At 69.8% G+C, this 15,895-nt stretch carries 15 protein-coding genes; 5 read left to right on the top strand and 10 right to left on the bottom strand.

The annotated features are described in order from the left end of the window. Positions 1–107: 107 nt before the first annotated feature. The 3 genes from MTE01_RS13365 to MTE01_RS13355 form a co-directional block, all read right to left on the bottom strand. Positions 108–944 carry a carbohydrate ABC transporter permease gene (locus tag MTE01_RS13365; protein ID WP_103207805.1) on the bottom strand — a complete coding sequence of 279 codons (837 nt, stop codon included), beginning with the start codon at positions 942–944 and terminating at the stop codon, positions 108–110. Position 945: 1 nt separating this feature from the next. After that, a complete protein-coding gene (locus MTE01_RS13360; protein ID WP_103207803.1) occupies positions 946–1,920 on the bottom strand; it encodes a carbohydrate ABC transporter permease in 975 nt (324 codons plus the stop codon). Positions 1,921–1,990: 70 nt separating this feature from the next. Then, positions 1,991–3,280 carry an ABC transporter substrate-binding protein gene (locus MTE01_RS13355; protein ID WP_103207801.1) on the bottom strand — a complete coding sequence of 430 codons (1,290 nt, stop codon included), beginning with the start codon at positions 3,278–3,280 and terminating at the stop codon, positions 1,991–1,993. A gap of 226 nt (positions 3,281–3,506) precedes the next feature. Here MTE01_RS13355 and MTE01_RS13350 point away from each other — a divergent pair, with 226 nt between their 5' ends. The 4 genes from MTE01_RS13350 (at position 3,507) to MTE01_RS13335 (ending at position 7,910) form a co-directional block, all read left to right on the top strand. Then, positions 3,507–4,445 (top strand): LysR family transcriptional regulator, encoded by a 939-nt coding sequence (locus tag MTE01_RS13350; RefSeq protein WP_103208565.1) that lies wholly within the window; start codon positions 3,507–3,509, stop codon positions 4,443–4,445. A gap of 174 nt (positions 4,446–4,619) precedes the next feature. Further along, positions 4,620–5,783 carry an FAD-dependent monooxygenase gene (locus MTE01_RS13345; RefSeq protein ID WP_141378031.1) on the top strand — a complete coding sequence of 388 codons (1,164 nt, stop codon included), beginning with the start codon at positions 4,620–4,622 and terminating at the stop codon, positions 5,781–5,783. A gap of 19 nt (positions 5,784–5,802) precedes the next feature. Next, positions 5,803–7,239, top strand: a complete 1,437-nt coding sequence (locus MTE01_RS13340) for a GH39 family glycosyl hydrolase (RefSeq protein ID WP_141378030.1) — start codon at positions 5,803–5,805, stop codon at positions 7,237–7,239. Positions 7,240–7,286: 47 nt separating this feature from the next. Beyond that, positions 7,287–7,910 carry a TetR/AcrR family transcriptional regulator gene (locus tag MTE01_RS13335; protein WP_170210705.1) on the top strand — a complete coding sequence of 208 codons (624 nt, stop codon included), beginning with the start codon at positions 7,287–7,289 and terminating at the stop codon, positions 7,908–7,910. A gap of 82 nt (positions 7,911–7,992) precedes the next feature. On the opposite strand, the gene MTE01_RS13330 is transcribed toward MTE01_RS13335, so the two are convergent. The 7 genes from MTE01_RS13330 to pcaH all read right to left on the bottom strand — a co-directional run bounded on the left by MTE01_RS13330 (position 7,993) and on the right by pcaH (position 14,895). Then, complete coding sequence (locus MTE01_RS13330; RefSeq protein WP_141378028.1) at positions 7,993–9,468, bottom strand: C-glycoside deglycosidase beta subunit domain-containing protein; 1,476 nt, start codon at positions 9,466–9,468, stop codon at positions 7,993–7,995. Positions 9,469–9,478: 10 nt separating this feature from the next. Further along, positions 9,479–10,780 carry a C-glycoside deglycosidase beta subunit domain-containing protein gene (locus MTE01_RS13325; RefSeq protein ID WP_141378027.1) on the bottom strand — a complete coding sequence of 434 codons (1,302 nt, stop codon included), beginning with the start codon at positions 10,778–10,780 and terminating at the stop codon, positions 9,479–9,481. Positions 10,781–11,000: 220 nt separating this feature from the next. Continuing rightward, entirely contained in the window at positions 11,001–11,399 is a 399-nt protein-coding gene (pcaC, locus tag MTE01_RS13320; RefSeq protein ID WP_141378026.1) for a 4-carboxymuconolactone decarboxylase, read from the bottom strand. Further along, the gene (locus MTE01_RS13315) at positions 11,399–12,172 is read right to left on the bottom strand and encodes an alpha/beta fold hydrolase (RefSeq protein ID WP_141378025.1); all 774 of its coding nucleotides are present in this window, start codon (positions 12,170–12,172) and stop codon (positions 11,399–11,401) included. Before MTE01_RS13315 ends, pcaC begins: the two co-directional genes overlap by 1 nt. Continuing rightward, a complete protein-coding gene (locus MTE01_RS13310; protein ID WP_141378024.1) occupies positions 12,169–13,539 on the bottom strand; it encodes a lyase family protein in 1,371 nt (456 codons plus the stop codon). Before MTE01_RS13310 ends, MTE01_RS13315 begins: the two co-directional genes overlap by 4 nt. Continuing rightward, positions 13,529–14,086 carry a protocatechuate 3,4-dioxygenase subunit alpha gene (gene pcaG, locus MTE01_RS13305; protein ID WP_174799697.1) on the bottom strand — a complete coding sequence of 186 codons (558 nt, stop codon included), beginning with the start codon at positions 14,084–14,086 and terminating at the stop codon, positions 13,529–13,531. Before pcaG ends, MTE01_RS13310 begins: the two co-directional genes overlap by 11 nt. Next, positions 14,083–14,895: a protocatechuate 3,4-dioxygenase subunit beta gene (pcaH, locus tag MTE01_RS13300; RefSeq protein WP_103207780.1), complete on the bottom strand. Its 813-nt coding sequence runs from the start codon at positions 14,893–14,895 to the stop codon at positions 14,083–14,085. Before pcaH ends, pcaG begins: the two co-directional genes overlap by 4 nt. Positions 14,896–14,984: 89 nt before the next feature. On the opposite strand from pcaH, the gene MTE01_RS13295 reads away from it, so the two are divergent. Next, positions 14,985–15,737 (top strand): IclR family transcriptional regulator, encoded by a 753-nt coding sequence (locus tag MTE01_RS13295; RefSeq protein ID WP_141378023.1) that lies wholly within the window; start codon positions 14,985–14,987, stop codon positions 15,735–15,737. Positions 15,738–15,895 lie beyond the last annotated feature (158 nt).

Below are 15,895 nucleotides of genomic sequence, written 5' to 3'. Positions count from 1 at the left end.
TCAACGGACGCGAGGCGCGACGGTCGACGGATGCCATCGCGATCGGCATCCATCTGGGCAGGCTCAGCCCATGAGGCCGGTGAACCGGCATCGGTGTGGAGAAGGCGCTAGCCCTTCAGGCCGCCGGCGAAGCCCTGGATGAAGCGCTTCTGGGCGAAGAGGTAGAAGGCGAGGATCGGCACCATCGAGACGATGACGATCGCGAAGATCTGGTTCCACGCCGAGACCAGCGAGCCGATGTAGTAGTACATGGCGACCGGGAGGGTCTGGTTCGCGGAGCCGCCGAGGAAGATGAGCGATGTGAAGAAGTCGTTCCACACGATGAGTCCGGCGAGGATCGCCACGGTCCCGGTCGCGGGCGACATCAGCGGGAGCACGATCCGGAAGAAGATCTGGGTGCGGCTGGCGCCGTCGATCGTCGCGGCCTCCTCGTACTCGGTGCCGAGCCCGCGGAAAAAGCCCGCGTACAGGAAGATCGCGAGCGGCAGCAACATGCCGGTGTAGAGGACGATCATGCCCCAGGCCGAGCCGGTGAGCCCGAGCGAGCGCGCCCCGATGTACAGCGGCACGGTGCCCAGCTGCGTGGGCAGAACGATCGCCACGAGGAAGAGGTAGTAGACCACGCGGCTCCATCGACGCGTGCTGCGGGCGATCACGTAGCCGGTGAGCGAGCCGAGTAGAACCAGGAGCACGATGCTGCCTGCGGTGATGATGATGCTGTTGATCAGCCCCACCACGACGTTCGAGTTGCCGGTGGCGGTCAGCACCTTGAGGAAGTTGCCGAAGTCGGGTGCGGTCGGCGGCGCCAGTGTCGACGAGGTGATGACCTCGCGGTCCGATTTCAGCGAGGTCGTGACCAAGAAGTAGAACGGCAGCAGGAAGACGAGCGCGGCGACCCAGAAGAGGAACTCGCGGAGCCCCGTGAGCTTGGTGTAGCGGAACATGTCAGTTCTCCTCCGAACGGTCGGCGGTGACGCGCTGCTGGATGACCGCGAAGACCAGGATGATGAGGGTCAGCAGCAGCGCCAGGGCGGCGCCGTAGCCGAAGTTGCCGAGGGCGAACGACTGCTTGTAGACCTGCGTTGCGAGCGTCTCGGTCGCCGCGGCCGGACCGCCGCCGGTCAGCGCCATGATCTGATCGAACACGCGCAATCCGTTCACCAGCCCGAGGGTGGTCGCGATCGCGACGGCGGGGCGGATCGACGGGAGCGTCACGTGCCAGAAGCGCTGCCATAGGTTGGCGCCGTCGATGGCCGCGGCCTCTTCGATCTCGACCGGGACGGCGGCGAGGCCCGCCATGTAGATCACCATCGAGAAGCCGATGTTCTGCCACACCAGCACGATGAGGATCGTCCAGATCGCCCACGTGGGGTCGGCGATCCAGGCGCGGGCCATCGAGTCCAGGCCGATCCCCCGCAGCACGAGGTTGAGCGGTCCGTTGAAGTCGAAGATGAACTTCCAGATGTACGACGTCGCCAGCGGGCTGAGCACGACAGGCATGAAGAAGAGCGTGCGCAGGATGTACCGGCTCTTCAGCCCGCGATTGAGGCCGAGAGCGATCCCCAGCCCCAGGATGTTGCTGAGGATCACCGATCCGAAGGCGAGGAACAGCGTGTTCCACAGCGCCCCGATCTTCGTGGGGTCCTGGAAGATCCGCGTGAAGTTGTCGAGACCGATGAGCTGGAAGGCCCCGATGCCGGTCCAGTTCGTGAAGGCGAAGAAGCCACCGACACTCGTGGCGACGTAGTGGATGCCGACGACGAAGAGGATGCCGGGCAGAGCCCACCACCAGTAGCCGAACTTCAGCAGGCCCTTGCGGCGCGGGCGGGGCGCGGAGCGGCGGCGTCCGCCGCGACGTGGCAAGACCACGCGCTCGGTCTCGGTGGCGGCGATTTCGCCGGCTCGGAAGGTGGTGCTCATCGCGTCCTCGTCATCCTCGATGGGGTTCGGCTCCGCCGCCCGGGTCCAGGGGCCCGGGCGGCGGATTCACTCAGTTGCCCCAGGCCGCATCCATGTTCTTCAGCACCTGGTCGATGCTGCTCTGGCCCGTCAGCAGGCCCTGGACACCCGTCGACAGCGCGTCGTACACGGCCGGGTTCGGCCAGACGTTCGAGGGCAGGGTGGTGTAGGAACCGTTCGAGATGTCATCGACGACCTCGGAGTAGATCGTCTTGCTCAGGTCGAGATTCTTGTACTCCGAGATGGGGAGCAGACCCGAGGCCTCGTAGAACTTCTCCTGCGCGTCCGGGGTGGCGAGCCACTCGAGGAACTTCTTCGCCGCGTCCTTCTTCTGGGACTTCGCGTTGATGGATGCCGCGTAGTTCGAGCTGGCGAGCACGAAGGGCTTGCCACCGGTTGCGGGCGGGAAGGGCTGCACCTTGAAGTCGGCCTCCGCGGGAGCCGCGGCGGCGATCTCGACCGCCGAGCCCGAGGGGATGAAGCTGCCGACCGAGGTGCCCTGCGCGAGTCCGTTGGTGATGGCGTCGAAGCCGCCGCCCTCGGCACCGGCCTGGAAGCAGCCCTTGTCCTTGAGGTCGATGATGGTCTGCAGCGTGTCCGCCCAGCCCTTGCTCTGGGCGAAGGTGGTCTTGCCCTCAGCGCGCTCGGTGTTGAAGTTCGGGTCCGATGCGTAGACGCGGGTCGCCGCGATGCCCTGAGCGGTGAGACCGGCGTTCGGGGCGGCGGCGCCGGCGATGGCGATCATCGACTTGCCGTCGCCCGCGAGCTTCCCGCACTCGGCGTAAAAGTCGTTCATGGTGGTGGGCCAGCTCGTGATCCCGTTCATGCCGGCTGTGCCCATGCTGGCGACGACGGCACCGATGGTGAAGTCCAAGGGCTGGCCGTATGTCTTGCCGTCGAGCTCGAAGAGCGTGTCGCTCCCGGTCGGCACGAGCGAGGTCGCGGTGTCGCCGAGCGGTTCGAAGAACCCGGCCTGGGCGAGGGGGATCAGACCGCGCGAGTCACCGGCACCGGGTGCGGTGATGATGACGTCGGAAGCATTGCCCGCCTGCAGCTGCGTGCGGATGGTCTCCCCGTACTTGTCGTTCGGGGTCGGGTTCGAGGTGATGGTGACGCCGGGATTCGCCGCCATGTACTCCTTGGCGAGCGTCTCGTATGGGCTCTCGAGGTTGTTGGAGGTGGCGAAGGTGAACGTGAAGGAGTTCGAATCGCCCCCGGCGTCTCCCGAACCCGAGCCGGAGCACCCGGCGAGGACGAGAACGGCGGTGACGGGAAGAGCGAGGAGACCTGCGATCCGCGTGACGCGGCGATGCTGAGTCATGGCCAGCCTTTCTGACGACGTTGTCGGCGAGCCCTTCGGTGGGAGCGCCTGTGCTGTGCGACTCAGTATCGGCGCGTTGCGCCTAAAACGCACATAAGTCTTCGCGATACAGCACATAAGGCGCGGAAGACCGTGATCATCGTTCGGGAGTATGGCGCCTAGCTGCGACATAGACGGCATTGATACGATCCGCGGACAGCTTTCCCGAGCGAAGGATCACGCCGTGGTGACCGATCATTCGGCGCTTTCGCGCCTCGACCTCAACCTCCTGGTGGCGCTCGACGCGCTGCTCACCGAGCGCAGCGTCACGCGCGCCGCCGAGAGTCTGCACCTGAGCCAGCCCGCGCTCAGCGCCTCTCTCGCGCGCCTTCGCACGCACTTCAACGACCAGATCCTCGCGCGTCGCGGCAACACCTACGAGCTCACGCCGTTCGCCGTCCGCCTGACCGATCACACGAGCACGGCCCTCGAAGCAGCCCGACGCGTCTTCGACAGCCAGGCATCGTGGTCTCCGGCGGAGTCGACGCGCGAGTTCTCGATCTACGGGTCCGACTACGGCTTCGTCACCGTCGGAACCGTCGTGTCGCAGCTCGCAGCGGAGCAAGCGCCGGGCGTTCGCTTCCGCTACATGCTGCACAACCCCGGGATCGTGGAAGACGCCGCGAACCGCCTGCGCTCGGCCGACGCCATGGTCATCCCCCACGGTCCCGTGTCGGAGCTGCCCTACCTCGACCTCTGGCAGGACGACTGGCTGGCGGTCGTGGCCGACGACAACGACGAGGTGGGCGAGTCGCTCACGATGCAGAACCTCGCCGACCTGCCGTGGGTGCTCACCTTCCAATCGCGGTCAGCCTTCACCTCGGCCGCGCGCCAGATCCAGCAGCTCGGGGTCGAACCGCACATCGAGGTGGTGCTGGAGAGCTTCCTCTCGGTGGGGCACTTCGTCAGCGGAACGCGGCGCGTGGGACTCGTGCAGTCCGCCCTCGCCCCCCACCTGCTGCGCATCGGCGGCATCCGCGTGGTGCCCCTGCCGTTCGCGGCGACGCCGATCGTCAGCGCCCTGTGGTGGCACCCTTCGCACAACCGCGATCCCGAGCACGAGTGGATGCGCGGCCTCTTCGCCGAGGCCGGTCGCGTGATCGCCGCGGGTCACGCTCCGCAGTGAGACGGGCGGATGCCGCCCGCATCACCGATCGTGATGGACGCCATCCACGGCGGTCGGGGTGCGATCGTTGTGCGCGCGCCCGGCCCGTCCGTAGCCTGAAATCAGAATCAACGTTCTGATTCGGTGAGGCGCGCACCCCCGCGGGCCCGGCCGTCCGCTCGAGGAGGAGCACCCATGTCGAACCCGTTGAGAATCCTGATCGTCGGCGCCGGCATCGGCGGCCTCACCACGGCATCCGCCCTCGCCCGGATCGGTGCGCACGTCGACGTCATCGACGACAAGCCCGAGATCAGCGTCGCCGGCGTCGGATTCGGCCTCCGCATCAACGGCCTGCGCGCGGTACGCGAGATCGGACTGCTCGACGACGTCCTCGAGATCGGCCATCCCGCCCCGGGCATCGACAACTACGACGCCGACGGCACCCTGCTGAGCACCATGAGCTACGGCACCCGCGACGAGGGCCTGCCGGGATGCGTGACGATGTCGCGCATGGCGTTCCTCGAGATGGCCGCGCGCCACGCCCTCGCCAACGGCGCCACGTTCCACATGAGCACGACCGTCGCCGACATCGCCCAGGATGCCGACAGGGCGACCGTGACGTTCAGCACCGGCGCCGGCGCCGACTACGACCTCGTGCTCGGCTTCGATGGTCTGAACTCCCAGATCCGCCGCGAGTACTTCGGCGAGAAGTACGCTCCGCGCCCGGTGGGCGGGGTCGCCTGGCGCGCGGGGCTCCCCAACCGCCGCAAGATCATGCAGCCGATCATCTGCCAGGGCTACGGCGGCAAGATCATGCTCACGCCCCTGTCGGAAGACACCATGTACATGGTGCTCACCGTGGCCGAGGAGGGCCGCCCGCGCTACGACGCGAGCAAGATGGCCGAGATCATGCACGATCGCGCCGCCTCGCTCACGCGCGGATCGGCCTTCCTCGCCGACGCCCTCGACGACGTCCGTCACGCCGAGAACGTCGCCTACACCCCGTACTCGACGGTGTGGGTGCCGTACCCGTGGTTCCGCGGGCGCATCATGATTCTGGGCGACGCCGCCCACACGATGACGCCCTACCTGGGATCGGGAGCGGCGATGAGCATCGAAGACGGCGTCGTGCTCGCCCAAGAGCTCGCGAAGGACCAGTCGCTGCTCGACGCCCAGCTCGAGTTCATGAAGCGCCGCCTGCCCCGGGTGCGCGCGGTGCACGAGCGTTCGATCGAGTCGATGCTCGAAGAATTCGACTCGGTCACCGACGAGACCTACCGCGCGCGCATCGACCACCTCCGTCACGACGAGCCGATCGCGAACGAGTACGCGAACCGCCTCCTGCGGATGCCCTACTGAGACCCCCGAGGAGACACCCGTGTCGCACACCCCCACCCGCACCGTCGTCGTGGACGCCGGCCGCGAGAGCACCTTCCGCTCCCTCAACGGCGTCGGCGGCGTACCCGGCCCCGTCGCGGCCTATCCCGACTTCCCCGACATGACGCCCCTGTGGCGCGAGGCGGGGGTGACCCTCGTGCGCTCGTTCGACTGGGTCTCGCGCCTCGACACCCGCGACGACCCCACGAGCCTCTTCCCCGACTGGCGCGCCGATCCCGACGATCCGGCCAGCTACAACTTCGCGGCGACCGACGCGTGGGTCGACGCGGTTCACTCCATCGGCGCCGAGGTGCTGTTCACCGTGGCCAGCTCGATCCCGAAGAACAAGCTGCCCGCCGCCGACGTCGAGGTGTACGGCCGGGTCGTCGAGCACATCGTCCGGCACTACTCCCAGGGGTGGGCGGGCGGCCCGGCGACGCCCGTGCGCCTCTACGAGTTCGGCGATCAGCCCGACTTCGGGCCGCTGCACTTCGCCGGGCGACCGGAGGAGTTCTACGCGATGTACCGCGCCTTCTGCGAGGCGGTGCACCGCGTCGACCCGTCCCTGACCGTCGGGGGCCCCTCGGTCGCCTTCTCGCTGGAGGCCGACTCGCCCTACCGCGAGGGCTTCCTGAAGTTCGTGCGTGAGAACGACCTGCCGCTGCACTTCTTCTCGTTCCTGTGGTTCACCGATGGCAGCCGCGATCCGATGGACTACCGCTACGTGGCGCGCGAGCTGCGCGCAGTGCTCGATGGTCACGGGTTCACCGACACCGACCTGACGCTCAGCTACTGGAACTACCTCGCGGTGCCCAGCAGCACCGCACCGGCGCCGGAGAAGGGCGCGTTCATGGCGGCCACGGCGATCGCGCTGCAGGACACGGTCATCGACCACGCGTTCTTCTTCCGCGCCGACACCGGCCGCGATCCGCACTACGGTTTCGTCGACCCCGGCGGGGTCGGCGACGTCGACGGGCGGCCCGACGAGCGCTCGCGCGCGCTCGTCCTCGCGGGTCGGGCGCTCACCGGGCGGCGGCTGGAGGCCACCGGGGGCGACGAGTCGGGGCTGGCGGTCGCCGCCGGGCGCGACGGTGACACCGTCCGCGTCCTCGTGACGAACTACGTCGCCCCCGACAGCGCCCTCGCGCCACGCGCCGAGGACCGTTTCACCTTTCGCATCCCCATCGGCGAGCAGCGCATCGAACTGGGGCTCACCCTCCCGCCGCAGCGCCTGGACCTGGCATCCGCGGGGGTGGAACGGGTGAGCCTCGACCTCCGAAACCTGCCCTGGGCGGATGCCACCGTGCAGGCCACCGTCACGTCGCTGTCCGGCGCAATCGAGGGCCCCTCCCCTGTCGCGGTGTCGGAGGAGGGGAGCCTGCGGATGGACCTCGCCCTGGAGCCGCAGTCCGTGTTCCTCGTGGAACTGACCGCCTGAGCCCGGAACCGGGGAGAGCGATGGCCACGAGGGACGGAGCGAGCGGGGTGTCCGAGCCAAAGCAGCAGCGAAGTCGCGACTCGTTCGCGAAGGTGCGCGCCGCCGTCCTCGCGCTGCTGCACGAGCGCGGCACCGGTCAGTTCTCGCTCGCCGAGGTCAGCGCGCGTGCCGAGGTGTCGATCGGCTCGATCTACGGCCGGGTCTCGGGCAAGGCCGAACTGCTGCGCCTGATCCAGGCGCAGGAGTTCGACCGCCTCGATGTCGAGACCGCCGAACGCGTCGCGGCCGCCGGCATCGGCGCGACGGACTTCGAGACGGCGACGGCCGAGATCGTCGCGGTCTACGCCGGCATCCTGCGCGAGAACCGCGACCTGCTCTCCCCCTTCTTCGTGATGGGGGTGGACGATGTCGAGATCCTCGCGCGCGGTCGACGCTCCGGCGACGCCGGGCAGGCCGTGTTCGTCCGCGCCCTTCTGACCGCGGCCTCCGCGCACGGCGTCCGGCTGACGGATGACGACGCCGTCTGGGCGTTCGAGGTCTTCTACAGCCTGTGCGTGCGATATCTCGGCCTCGGTGTGACGGCGACCGCGACGCCGCACGACGCCTATCGCTGGTCTGAGCTGCTCGAGCGGCTGATGCGCACGGTGTTCCTGACGCTGTCGACTGCCTGACCCTCGACTGCCCGACGAGCTGGGGGCGTCCGCATCCGGTCGCTCCGAATGAGAACGTCCCCAGATCCTCTCGAGGGGAGGGTCAGCCCACGGGCACCGTCCGCATCGCCGACCGGATGAGGTCGTGCTGACGACGCACGAGCAGCAGCGGGTCGACCTCGCCGAGCTCGGCGAACGCGTGCCCCTCCCACTCGCTCGACCAGAATCCGCGGTACCCGCTCTCGACGAACACGCGCACGAGCTCGGGATAGTCGATCGCGGGCTCCTGGCCGGCGTCGTCGATGTCGTAGAACTTCGCGTGCACGTGCAGGATCTGCGGCATGATGTCGGCCCACTCCCGGGGGTCGACGTGCCCGTGCATGTTGAAGGCCAGGTGCGCGAAGGCGCCCAGCCGGCCCGGGTCGACGTCCCGCCCGCGGAGGTACGTGATGAACTCCTGCTGACGCGCCTGCATCGTGGCATCCGTCGCCCAGATGTCCTGCAGACGCTGGACCGCCTCGTCGTCGAGACCCGCCCGGCGAACGGCCCGCAGCAGCGTCGGCGACATCGCGTGCATGGTCGACGAGAAGTCGGCGACGAAGCCCAGCAGCGGGGAGTCGAGCTCGGCGTACGTCTCGCGCACGCGCACGATCGGCTCGGCGTTCGGGCCCATCGGCGCGTGGATCTCGTAGGCGAGCTTCAACTCGAGCCGCTCCGCGATCGGCAGCAGACGGCGCAGCAGCTCGGGCTTCGCGCTCTGGATGCGCACGAGCGGAAAGCCGAGCTTCTTCGCCCCCTCGAACATCAGCGTCGAAAAGGCGAACTCCTCGTCGGGCGTCATGTCGCGATCGCGACGGCGGCCCATGTCGAGGTTGGCGCCGAACGAGCTCTCCACGAAGCCGTGCCGGTCGAACGCCGCGCGCCACGTGCGCACGAACTCGTCGCCCACGACGGGGTAGGTCGGCACCATCTGGGATGCCACGATCTCGATGCCCGGACCGATGCCGAGTTCGGCGACCCGGTCGAGCAGGCCGTCGAAGCCGAAGTACCCCGCGCGGAACTCCGCGCTGGCCGAGTACAGCGTCAGCCCCAACTGGAACGGGTCGTCCTCGGCCGCGGGCGGCGGGGGCGTGACATCCGATACGAGCGCTGGGATTTCGGCATCCGCGCCGACGACCGTGAGGATCTTCACGTCGTGCACGACGTTCGGCACGTACATGCCGGGCCCGCCGTCCTGCCCGGGCGCGATTTGCATGTAGGGCAGACGCAGTTCGCCGTGCAGCACGACGTCGTGCGTCTCACCGAGCGCCACGGGGTGGTCACGGCGAGCGACGAGAAGCGGGTGCTCCTGCAGGAACCACAGGCGCTCGCTCTGCTCGGGTAGCTCGTCGAGGCGGTAGGAGGTGTCGCCGAACTCGACGCGGAGGTCGGCGGCATCCATCTCCTCCCCGTCGACGGTGAGCGCGAGAGTCGTCACTGATGAGAGCCACAGGCTGCGATACCAGGGGATCGTCAGCCGCAGCGCGAGCCCGTCGGGGTGCGCGCGCAGGCTGTCGTCGTGGATGAGTCCGTTGGGCATGGCGGGTTCCTCAGAGCCCGTCGGCGAGCTGGCGGATCAGCGAGTGCTGGCGGCGCACCTGCTCGATCGAGCGCCACGGTTCGCGCTCGCCCTCGTACTCGCTCGAGAGGTAGCCGGTGTAGCCCGCGTCTTTCAGGGCCTTCAGCACCGGCTCCCACGGGATCTGCTGGTCGTGCAGGTTCTCGTCGATGTCGTGGAACTTCGCCTGGATGAACACGACGTTCTCGATCACGTCGAAGACGTCGTTCGGATCGACGTGGATGCCGTCGAGGAACGCCGGACGCTGGCCCGGCAGCTCGCCGGGCTTCAGCGGGATGGGGCGGTCCTGGAAGATGCCGGTGTCAAGCAGCAGGCCGAAGTGCTTCGTGCCGGTGCGGCGGATGAGCGCGATGTAATCGTCGACGACCTCGTGCTTGATGGGGGTCGGCGAGTGGATCTCGGGGCAGATGATCACGTCGAGCTCTTCGGCGAGCGGAAGGGATGCCTCGACGACCTCGGTCCAGATCGGGTGCGGAATCAGGTCGCTCGAGACGACGCCGATCTTGGGTCGCACGAAGCGGAAGCCGAGGCGCTTGGCCAGGCGCAGGTCGCGCTGCAGAGCCGCGGCGCCCTCCTCGACGGTCATGTCGCGACCGTTCGGGCCGCTGGAGTGCAGGCGGGTGTCGATCCACGAGCCCATGTTGGTCGGCTCCAGGCCGTACTTCTGCAGGAGCGCGAACCACTGCTCGACCCACTCGTCCGAGGGGTGCGGGTAGTTCGGCACGTGCGCCTCGCCGAGGATCTCGATCCCCGTCGCGCCGAGGTCGGCGATCGAGGCCATGGCGGTCTCGAGGTCCATGACCGTGCCGTAGTCGGTCATGTAGCTGTAGAGCGAGACGCCGTAGCGGAAGGGGGCACCGGATGCCTCGGGGGCGAGCGTGACGTGCTTGGTGACCCGATAGGTGCTCGGCTGGTGCTCCTGGGGGATGTACGACATCCGCAGCCGCAGCTCGATCGACAGCTCGTGCACGCCGTCGGGGAGACCGCCGGCCAGGGGCACGAAGATCACGGCCGCGTCCTCGAGCGGCCAGCGGACGCCGTCGCCGTCCCACAGCTCGGCGAGCGAGTACTGCTGTCCTTGGAGCGTCCACAGCGGTACGTCGGGGGCGACGTCGACCAGGCCCGGGATGCTGACGCCGATCCCGTCGATCAGCGAGGCCGCCATGCCGCGGTACGACGGCATCCTGACGCGGAACTGGAAGCCGGTGATCTCGCCGCCCTCGCGGACGTTACGGAATCCGACGGACTGGATGAGGTCTCTTTCGAGAAGCATCGTCGCTCACTCTCTGTGGGGTTCGCCTTCGACGCTACCCGCTTATGCCGGATTCAGACATAAGCGTTTCTGATCCCCCGCATCAGGACCGGGCGTCACCGGAACAGGGGATGCCACGAGAGCAGCCCGATCCGCGCCGAATCGGCCTGTCCCGGTGGCATCCCCTGTCTTCATGACCCGGTGGGCCTGCACCGCCGCTCCCGGCGCGCGGGCCGGCCGGTCAGTCCCCGGCGGCGCTCCCCGGCTCTGCCGCGAACACCTCCGAGGCGATGCGGAAGGCCGAGTTGGCCGCCGGCACACCGGAGTAGATCGCCGACTGCAGGATGACCTCGCGGATCTCGTCGATCGTCAGGCCGTTGCGCAGCGCCGCGCGCAGGTGCATCGCGAGCTCCTCGTGATGACCGTGCGCGATGAGCGAGCTGAGCACCGCGATCGAGCGCGAGCGGCGGTCGAGGCCGGGCCGTGACCAGACGTCTCCCCACGCGACGCGCGTGATGAAGTCCTGCCAGTCGGCGGTGAGGTCGGTGGTCGCGGCGATGGAGCGGTCGACGTGCGCGTCGCTGAGCACGGCGCGGCGCACGGTCATGCCCTGGTCGTGGCGTTCCTGGTCGGTGGCCATCAGGCGTCCCCTCTCGAGACGGATGCGAAGAACTCCCGTAGCACCGCGGCCACGGCCTCCGGCTGCTCGGCAGGCGGCAGGTGACCGGCGTCGTCGACGCGCGCCACCCGACCGTCGCGCACGCCTTCGGCGATCTCGACGGCCTTGGCCTCGGGCGCCACGGCGTCGAACGCGCCCCACACCGCGAGTACGGGCCCCGTGATCTCGCCCAGCGTCGCGCGCACGTCGTACGCGGCGAGCGCCTCGCAGCAGCGGGCGTAGCTGTCGTCGTCGGCGTCCTGCAGCCCGTGCAGCAGGCGCCCGCTCAGTTCGGGGCGGCGGGCCATCGACTCGGGGGCGAACCAGCGCTGGGCCGAGCCGACGATGAGGCTCGACGTGCTCTGCGCGCGCGCCTGGGCGGCGCGATCCGTCCACGATGCGGGGTCGCCGAGGACGGCTCCGGATGCCACGATCGCGGCGCCGCGCAGGCGGGTGCCATGACGCCGCGCGAGTTCGAGGCCTGTCGCCCCGCCGAGGGACACCCCGGCGTAGAGGAACGTGTCATCGGGGACGGCGGTGGCCACGGCATCCGCGAGATCCGCGACGGTGAACGGCTCGCGCGCGATCGGCCCCGCTCCATGCCCGGGGAGGTCCCACGCGGCGACGCGGTAGTCGTCGGCGAGCAGGGGCACGACGTCGTCCCAGAGGATGGTCGAGGTGCCGAGTGAGGGCCCGAGCACCACGAGGGGCGCGTCGGCGGGTCCGACCGGCTCGGTCAGCGAAACGAGGCTCATGCGTCGACCCCCCTGCTCTGTGCCGTGCCGCCGCCCGCGTGGCCCGTGCCGCGCGCGAGGCGGGGGGCGAGGCCGAGGTAACGAGCCGGGTCGAGCAGCGCGTCGACGTCGAGACCGGCCGCCTCGGGCAGCGCGCGCAGACGCGGGGCGAGGTCGTCGTCGCCATCGAGCAGGGCCGCGAAGCGCTCGGCACCGATGAGCGGCACGAGCACTCCCCGCAGGCGCTCGCTGACGATGCGTCCGCCGGTCAGGCCGACGGTGGCGGCGGCCACGGCCGCGTCGACGCGCAGGTGCGCGAGCAGGGACGATCCGTGCGCCGACGCACCGACCGCGAGGCGGAGCAGCTCGCGCAGCGTCGGCCACTCGGAGTGCCAGGCGCCGTCGGGGCGCTCGTCGACCGCGAGGGCCGAGGCCAGGTGCAGCGTCGCACCCAGGTGCGGTGCGCGCAGGGCGGCCGAGCGGATGAGCACCGCCTCGGCGGGGTTCTGCTTCTGGGGCATCGCCGACGATCCCCCGCCCACGCCCTCCGAGGCCTCGCCGATCTCGGTGCGGCTGAGCGTCGCGACGTCGGCGGCCATCTTGCCGAGCGCGTCGATGGCCTGGACGAGGGCGTCTCCGATCTCCGTCACGGGCCAGCGCGCCACGTGCCAGGGTGCGTCGGGGGCGTCGAGTTCGAGGGCCCGGGCGAAGGCCGCGGGAAGGGCGTCGGCGGCATCCGTCGATCCGGTGATCTCGACGAACGACGCGAGCGTCCCTCCCGCACCCGCGAGCTGCGCGGGGAAGACGAGGGCATCCAGCCGCACGACGGCGCGCTCGAGTCCGCGCGCCCAGGTCGCGGCGCGCGCACCGATCGTGGTGGGCACGGCGTGCTGGGTGAGGGTACGGGCCGCGGACACCTCGTCGGCGTGCGCGGTGGCGAGCTGTCGGGCCCAGACGGCCGCGTTCGCGACCGAGCGACGCGTCTGCTCGACCGCGCGCCGCGCGACCACCATCAGCGCGGTGTCGAGGATGTCCTGGCTCGTCGCCCCGCGGTGGATCCACGCTCGGTGCTCCGCGGGCACCTGCGCCTTCAGCGCGCCGACGAGCGGGATCACGGGATTGCCCCCGGCGACTGCGTTGCGCACGAGGGCGTCGACGTCGATCCCGCGCGCGGACGCGCCGCCCTTCTCGTCGATCCCGAAGACGTGGTCGATCTCGACCCGCGCCCCGCGCGGGGCGGCCCCCACCTCGACGTACGCCGCGACCAGCGCGCACTCGACGCGGATCATCGTGGACAGCACGAACCCGTCCGACAGCAGCGCGTCGTGACCGACGCTCACCGGCGAGAGCAGCCCGAAGTCGATGCGCGGAAGGGGGTCAGAAGGCAAGGAACACCGTCTCGTTCTCGCCCTGCAGTCGGATGTCGTGCGACAGGTACCCGTCGGGCGTCCGGGTCGCGACGAGGCTAGCGCGCTCCGCCTCGTCGAGCGACGACAGCAGCGGATCCGCGGCGAGAGCGTCCGGGTCGGCGGGCGAATAGATGCGGGTGTGCAGCTTGTCGGGCAGGCCGCGCGCGAACACGATCGCGGCGAAGAATCCCGCGCGCCCCCGGATGCCGCCCGGCTCCCGCGTCCAGAACGTGTAGCGCCCCTCGTCGTCGGTGAAGGCGCGGCCGAACCCGGTGAAGGTGTGGTCGTCTCGGCGGAAAGCGCCTCGTGCACGCGGCACCGAGCCGTCGGCATCCGCTCCGAAGATCTCGATGAGGGCGTCGGGGATCGGCGCTCCCGCTCCGTCGAGGATGGTGCCGCTCAGCACGATCGCCCCGGGCGAGTGCGGGAAGACGACCTGATGCTGCTTGTCGAACTCGAGGCCGTAGGCGAAGAACGGCCCGACCGTCTGGCCGGGGGTGGCGCGGTGCGTCTTGGCGGGGATCACTCGTCGCCCTCCTGCTCGAAGTAGGTCTGATCCGGCCCGTCGACCACGATGTCGAAGCGGTAGCCCGTCGCCCACTCGGGCGAGGTCAGTTCGTGGTCGTAGACGCCCACGAGCGCGTCACGGTCCTTCTGCCGGTGGATGGAGTTGTAGATCGGGTCGAGCGCGAAGAGCGGGTCGCCCGGGAAATACATCTGCGTCACCAGCCGCTGCGTGAACGACGACCCGAACACCGAGAAGTGGATGTGCGCCGGACGCCACGCATTGCGGTGGTTCTTCCACGGGTACGGGCCGGGCTTGATCGTCGTGAAGCGGTACTCGCCGTTCTCGTTCGTGACCGCGCGGCCCGCTCCCGTGAAGTTCGGGTCGAGGGGGGCGGGGTGCTGGTCGCGCTGGTGGATGTAGCGACCGGCCGAGTTCGCCTGCCAGATCTCGATGAGCTGGTTCGCCACCGGGCGCCCCCACGAGTCGATCAGGCGGCCCTGCACCGTCATGCGCTCGCCCAGCGGCTCTCCCGCGTGCTGCAGCGTGAGGTCGGACTCGATCGCCGCGACGTCGCGCTGGCCGAACGCGGGCGAGAACAGCTCGACGGTCTCGGGGTCGACGAGCTTCGGATTCTTCGTCGGATGCCGCAGCACGCTCGACCGGTACGCCGGGAAGTCGTGCGCGGTCGCTGCGACGCGCTCCCCCGCGGCGTCGAGGGCGTCGAGCTCGGCGTGACGGGCGTGGATCTCGCGGACGATCTCGTCTTGCGTGGCCTGGTCGGGTGCGGCCAGCAGCGATTCGGGGGCGGCGGCGGGAGGGTTCGACATGGGTCTCCTTCGACGAGACAATGCTCCGGCACCGGCCCCAGCGGTGGCGCGCGGTTCCCGCTGAATGGGAATCATGGCATCCTGACCTCATGGCGAACTCCCCCTCGGGCGACTCGGTCACCGACCGCCTGGTGCGGATCCTCGAGACCTTCACCCCCACGCGCACCGCGCAGACCACGTCCGACATCGGACGCCGGGCGGGTCTGCCGAGCTCGTCGGCGCACCGGATCGTGAACGAGCTGGTGGATGCCGGCTTGCTCGAGCGCGACGAGGAGCGCCGCGTCCGCGTGGGCATGCGCCTCTGGGAGCTGGCGACGCGTTCCTCGCACGCCCTGCGTCTGCGCCAGGCGGCCCTGCCGTCGATGGAGCGCGTGCAGATGCGCGTGCGCGAGCACACCCAGCTGGCGATCCTCGAGCAGGAGGAAGCCCTCTTCCTCGAGCGACTCAGCGCCCCCGACTCGGGCGCGAACGTCACGCGCGTGGCCGGGCGCCTTCCCCTGCACGCCTCCTCGTCCGGGCTCGTCCTGCTCGCCTTCGGCCCCCACGATCTGCAGGAGCGCGTGCTCGCCGGACCCCTGCGCGCCGTCACCCCCGAGACGATCGTCGACCCGGCGGCCCTGCGCCGCGTGCTCGCCGAGATCCGCAGCCTGGGCCGGGTCATCGCCCCCGGCTCCGTCGACAGCGTCTCGACGGGGGTGGCCGTGCCCGTGCGCGACGAGACGGGTGCGGTGATCGCGGCCCTGTCGGTGGTGCTCCCCCGTGACGCCGAGACGCAGTTCGCCCTGGTAGAGCTCCACCGCGCCGCCCGCGACACCGAGCGCGCACTGGGCTATCGCCGCTGAACGTCGCCGTTCTTCTCCCGCGGAGTCGTCCTCCGACGCCGACGGGGGGCGCGCGGCGGGATCGGCTCCGCGCCCCTGCGCCACATCCCGTTCAACGGGAACTGAACGGCGAGCGAGCCGGGCGGCGGGCACCATCGACACAACCACCGTCGAAGGAG

The organism is Microbacterium testaceum, assembly GCF_006539145.1.
Classification (GTDB): domain Bacteria; phylum Actinomycetota; class Actinomycetes; order Actinomycetales; family Microbacteriaceae; genus Microbacterium; species Microbacterium testaceum.
This window is presented reverse-complemented; position numbering and strand designations above follow the sequence as displayed.

What these genes read in the sequence shown, in the direction of transcription:
- pcaH (WP_103207780.1), bottom strand. Translation starts at nt 14,895, where the DNA reads ATGTCGAACCCTCCCGCCGCCGCCCCCGAATCGCTGCTGGCCGCACCC.
- MTE01_RS13365 (WP_103207805.1), bottom strand. Translation starts at nt 944, where the DNA reads ATGTTCCGCTACACCAAGCTCACGGGGCTCCGCGAGTTCCTCTTCTGG.
- MTE01_RS13325 (WP_141378027.1), bottom strand. Translation starts at nt 10,780, where the DNA reads ATGCTTCTCGAAAGAGACCTCATCCAGTCCGTCGGATTCCGTAACGTC.
- pcaC (WP_141378026.1), bottom strand. Translation starts at nt 11,399, where the DNA reads ATGGCCACCGACCAGGAACGCCACGACCAGGGCATGACCGTGCGCCGC.
- MTE01_RS13345 (WP_141378031.1), top strand. Translation starts at nt 4,620, where the DNA reads ATGTCGAACCCGTTGAGAATCCTGATCGTCGGCGCCGGCATCGGCGGC.
- MTE01_RS13355 (WP_103207801.1), bottom strand. Translation starts at nt 3,280, where the DNA reads ATGACTCAGCATCGCCGCGTCACGCGGATCGCAGGTCTCCTCGCTCTT.
- MTE01_RS13295 (WP_141378023.1), top strand. Translation starts at nt 14,985, where the DNA reads ATGGCGAACTCCCCCTCGGGCGACTCGGTCACCGACCGCCTGGTGCGG.
- MTE01_RS13330 (WP_141378028.1), bottom strand. Translation starts at nt 9,468, where the DNA reads ATGCCCAACGGACTCATCCACGACGACAGCCTGCGCGCGCACCCCGAC.
- MTE01_RS13360 (WP_103207803.1), bottom strand. Translation starts at nt 1,920, where the DNA reads ATGAGCACCACCTTCCGAGCCGGCGAAATCGCCGCCACCGAGACCGAG.
- MTE01_RS13315 (WP_141378025.1), bottom strand. Translation starts at nt 12,172, where the DNA reads ATGAGCCTCGTTTCGCTGACCGAGCCGGTCGGACCCGCCGACGCGCCC.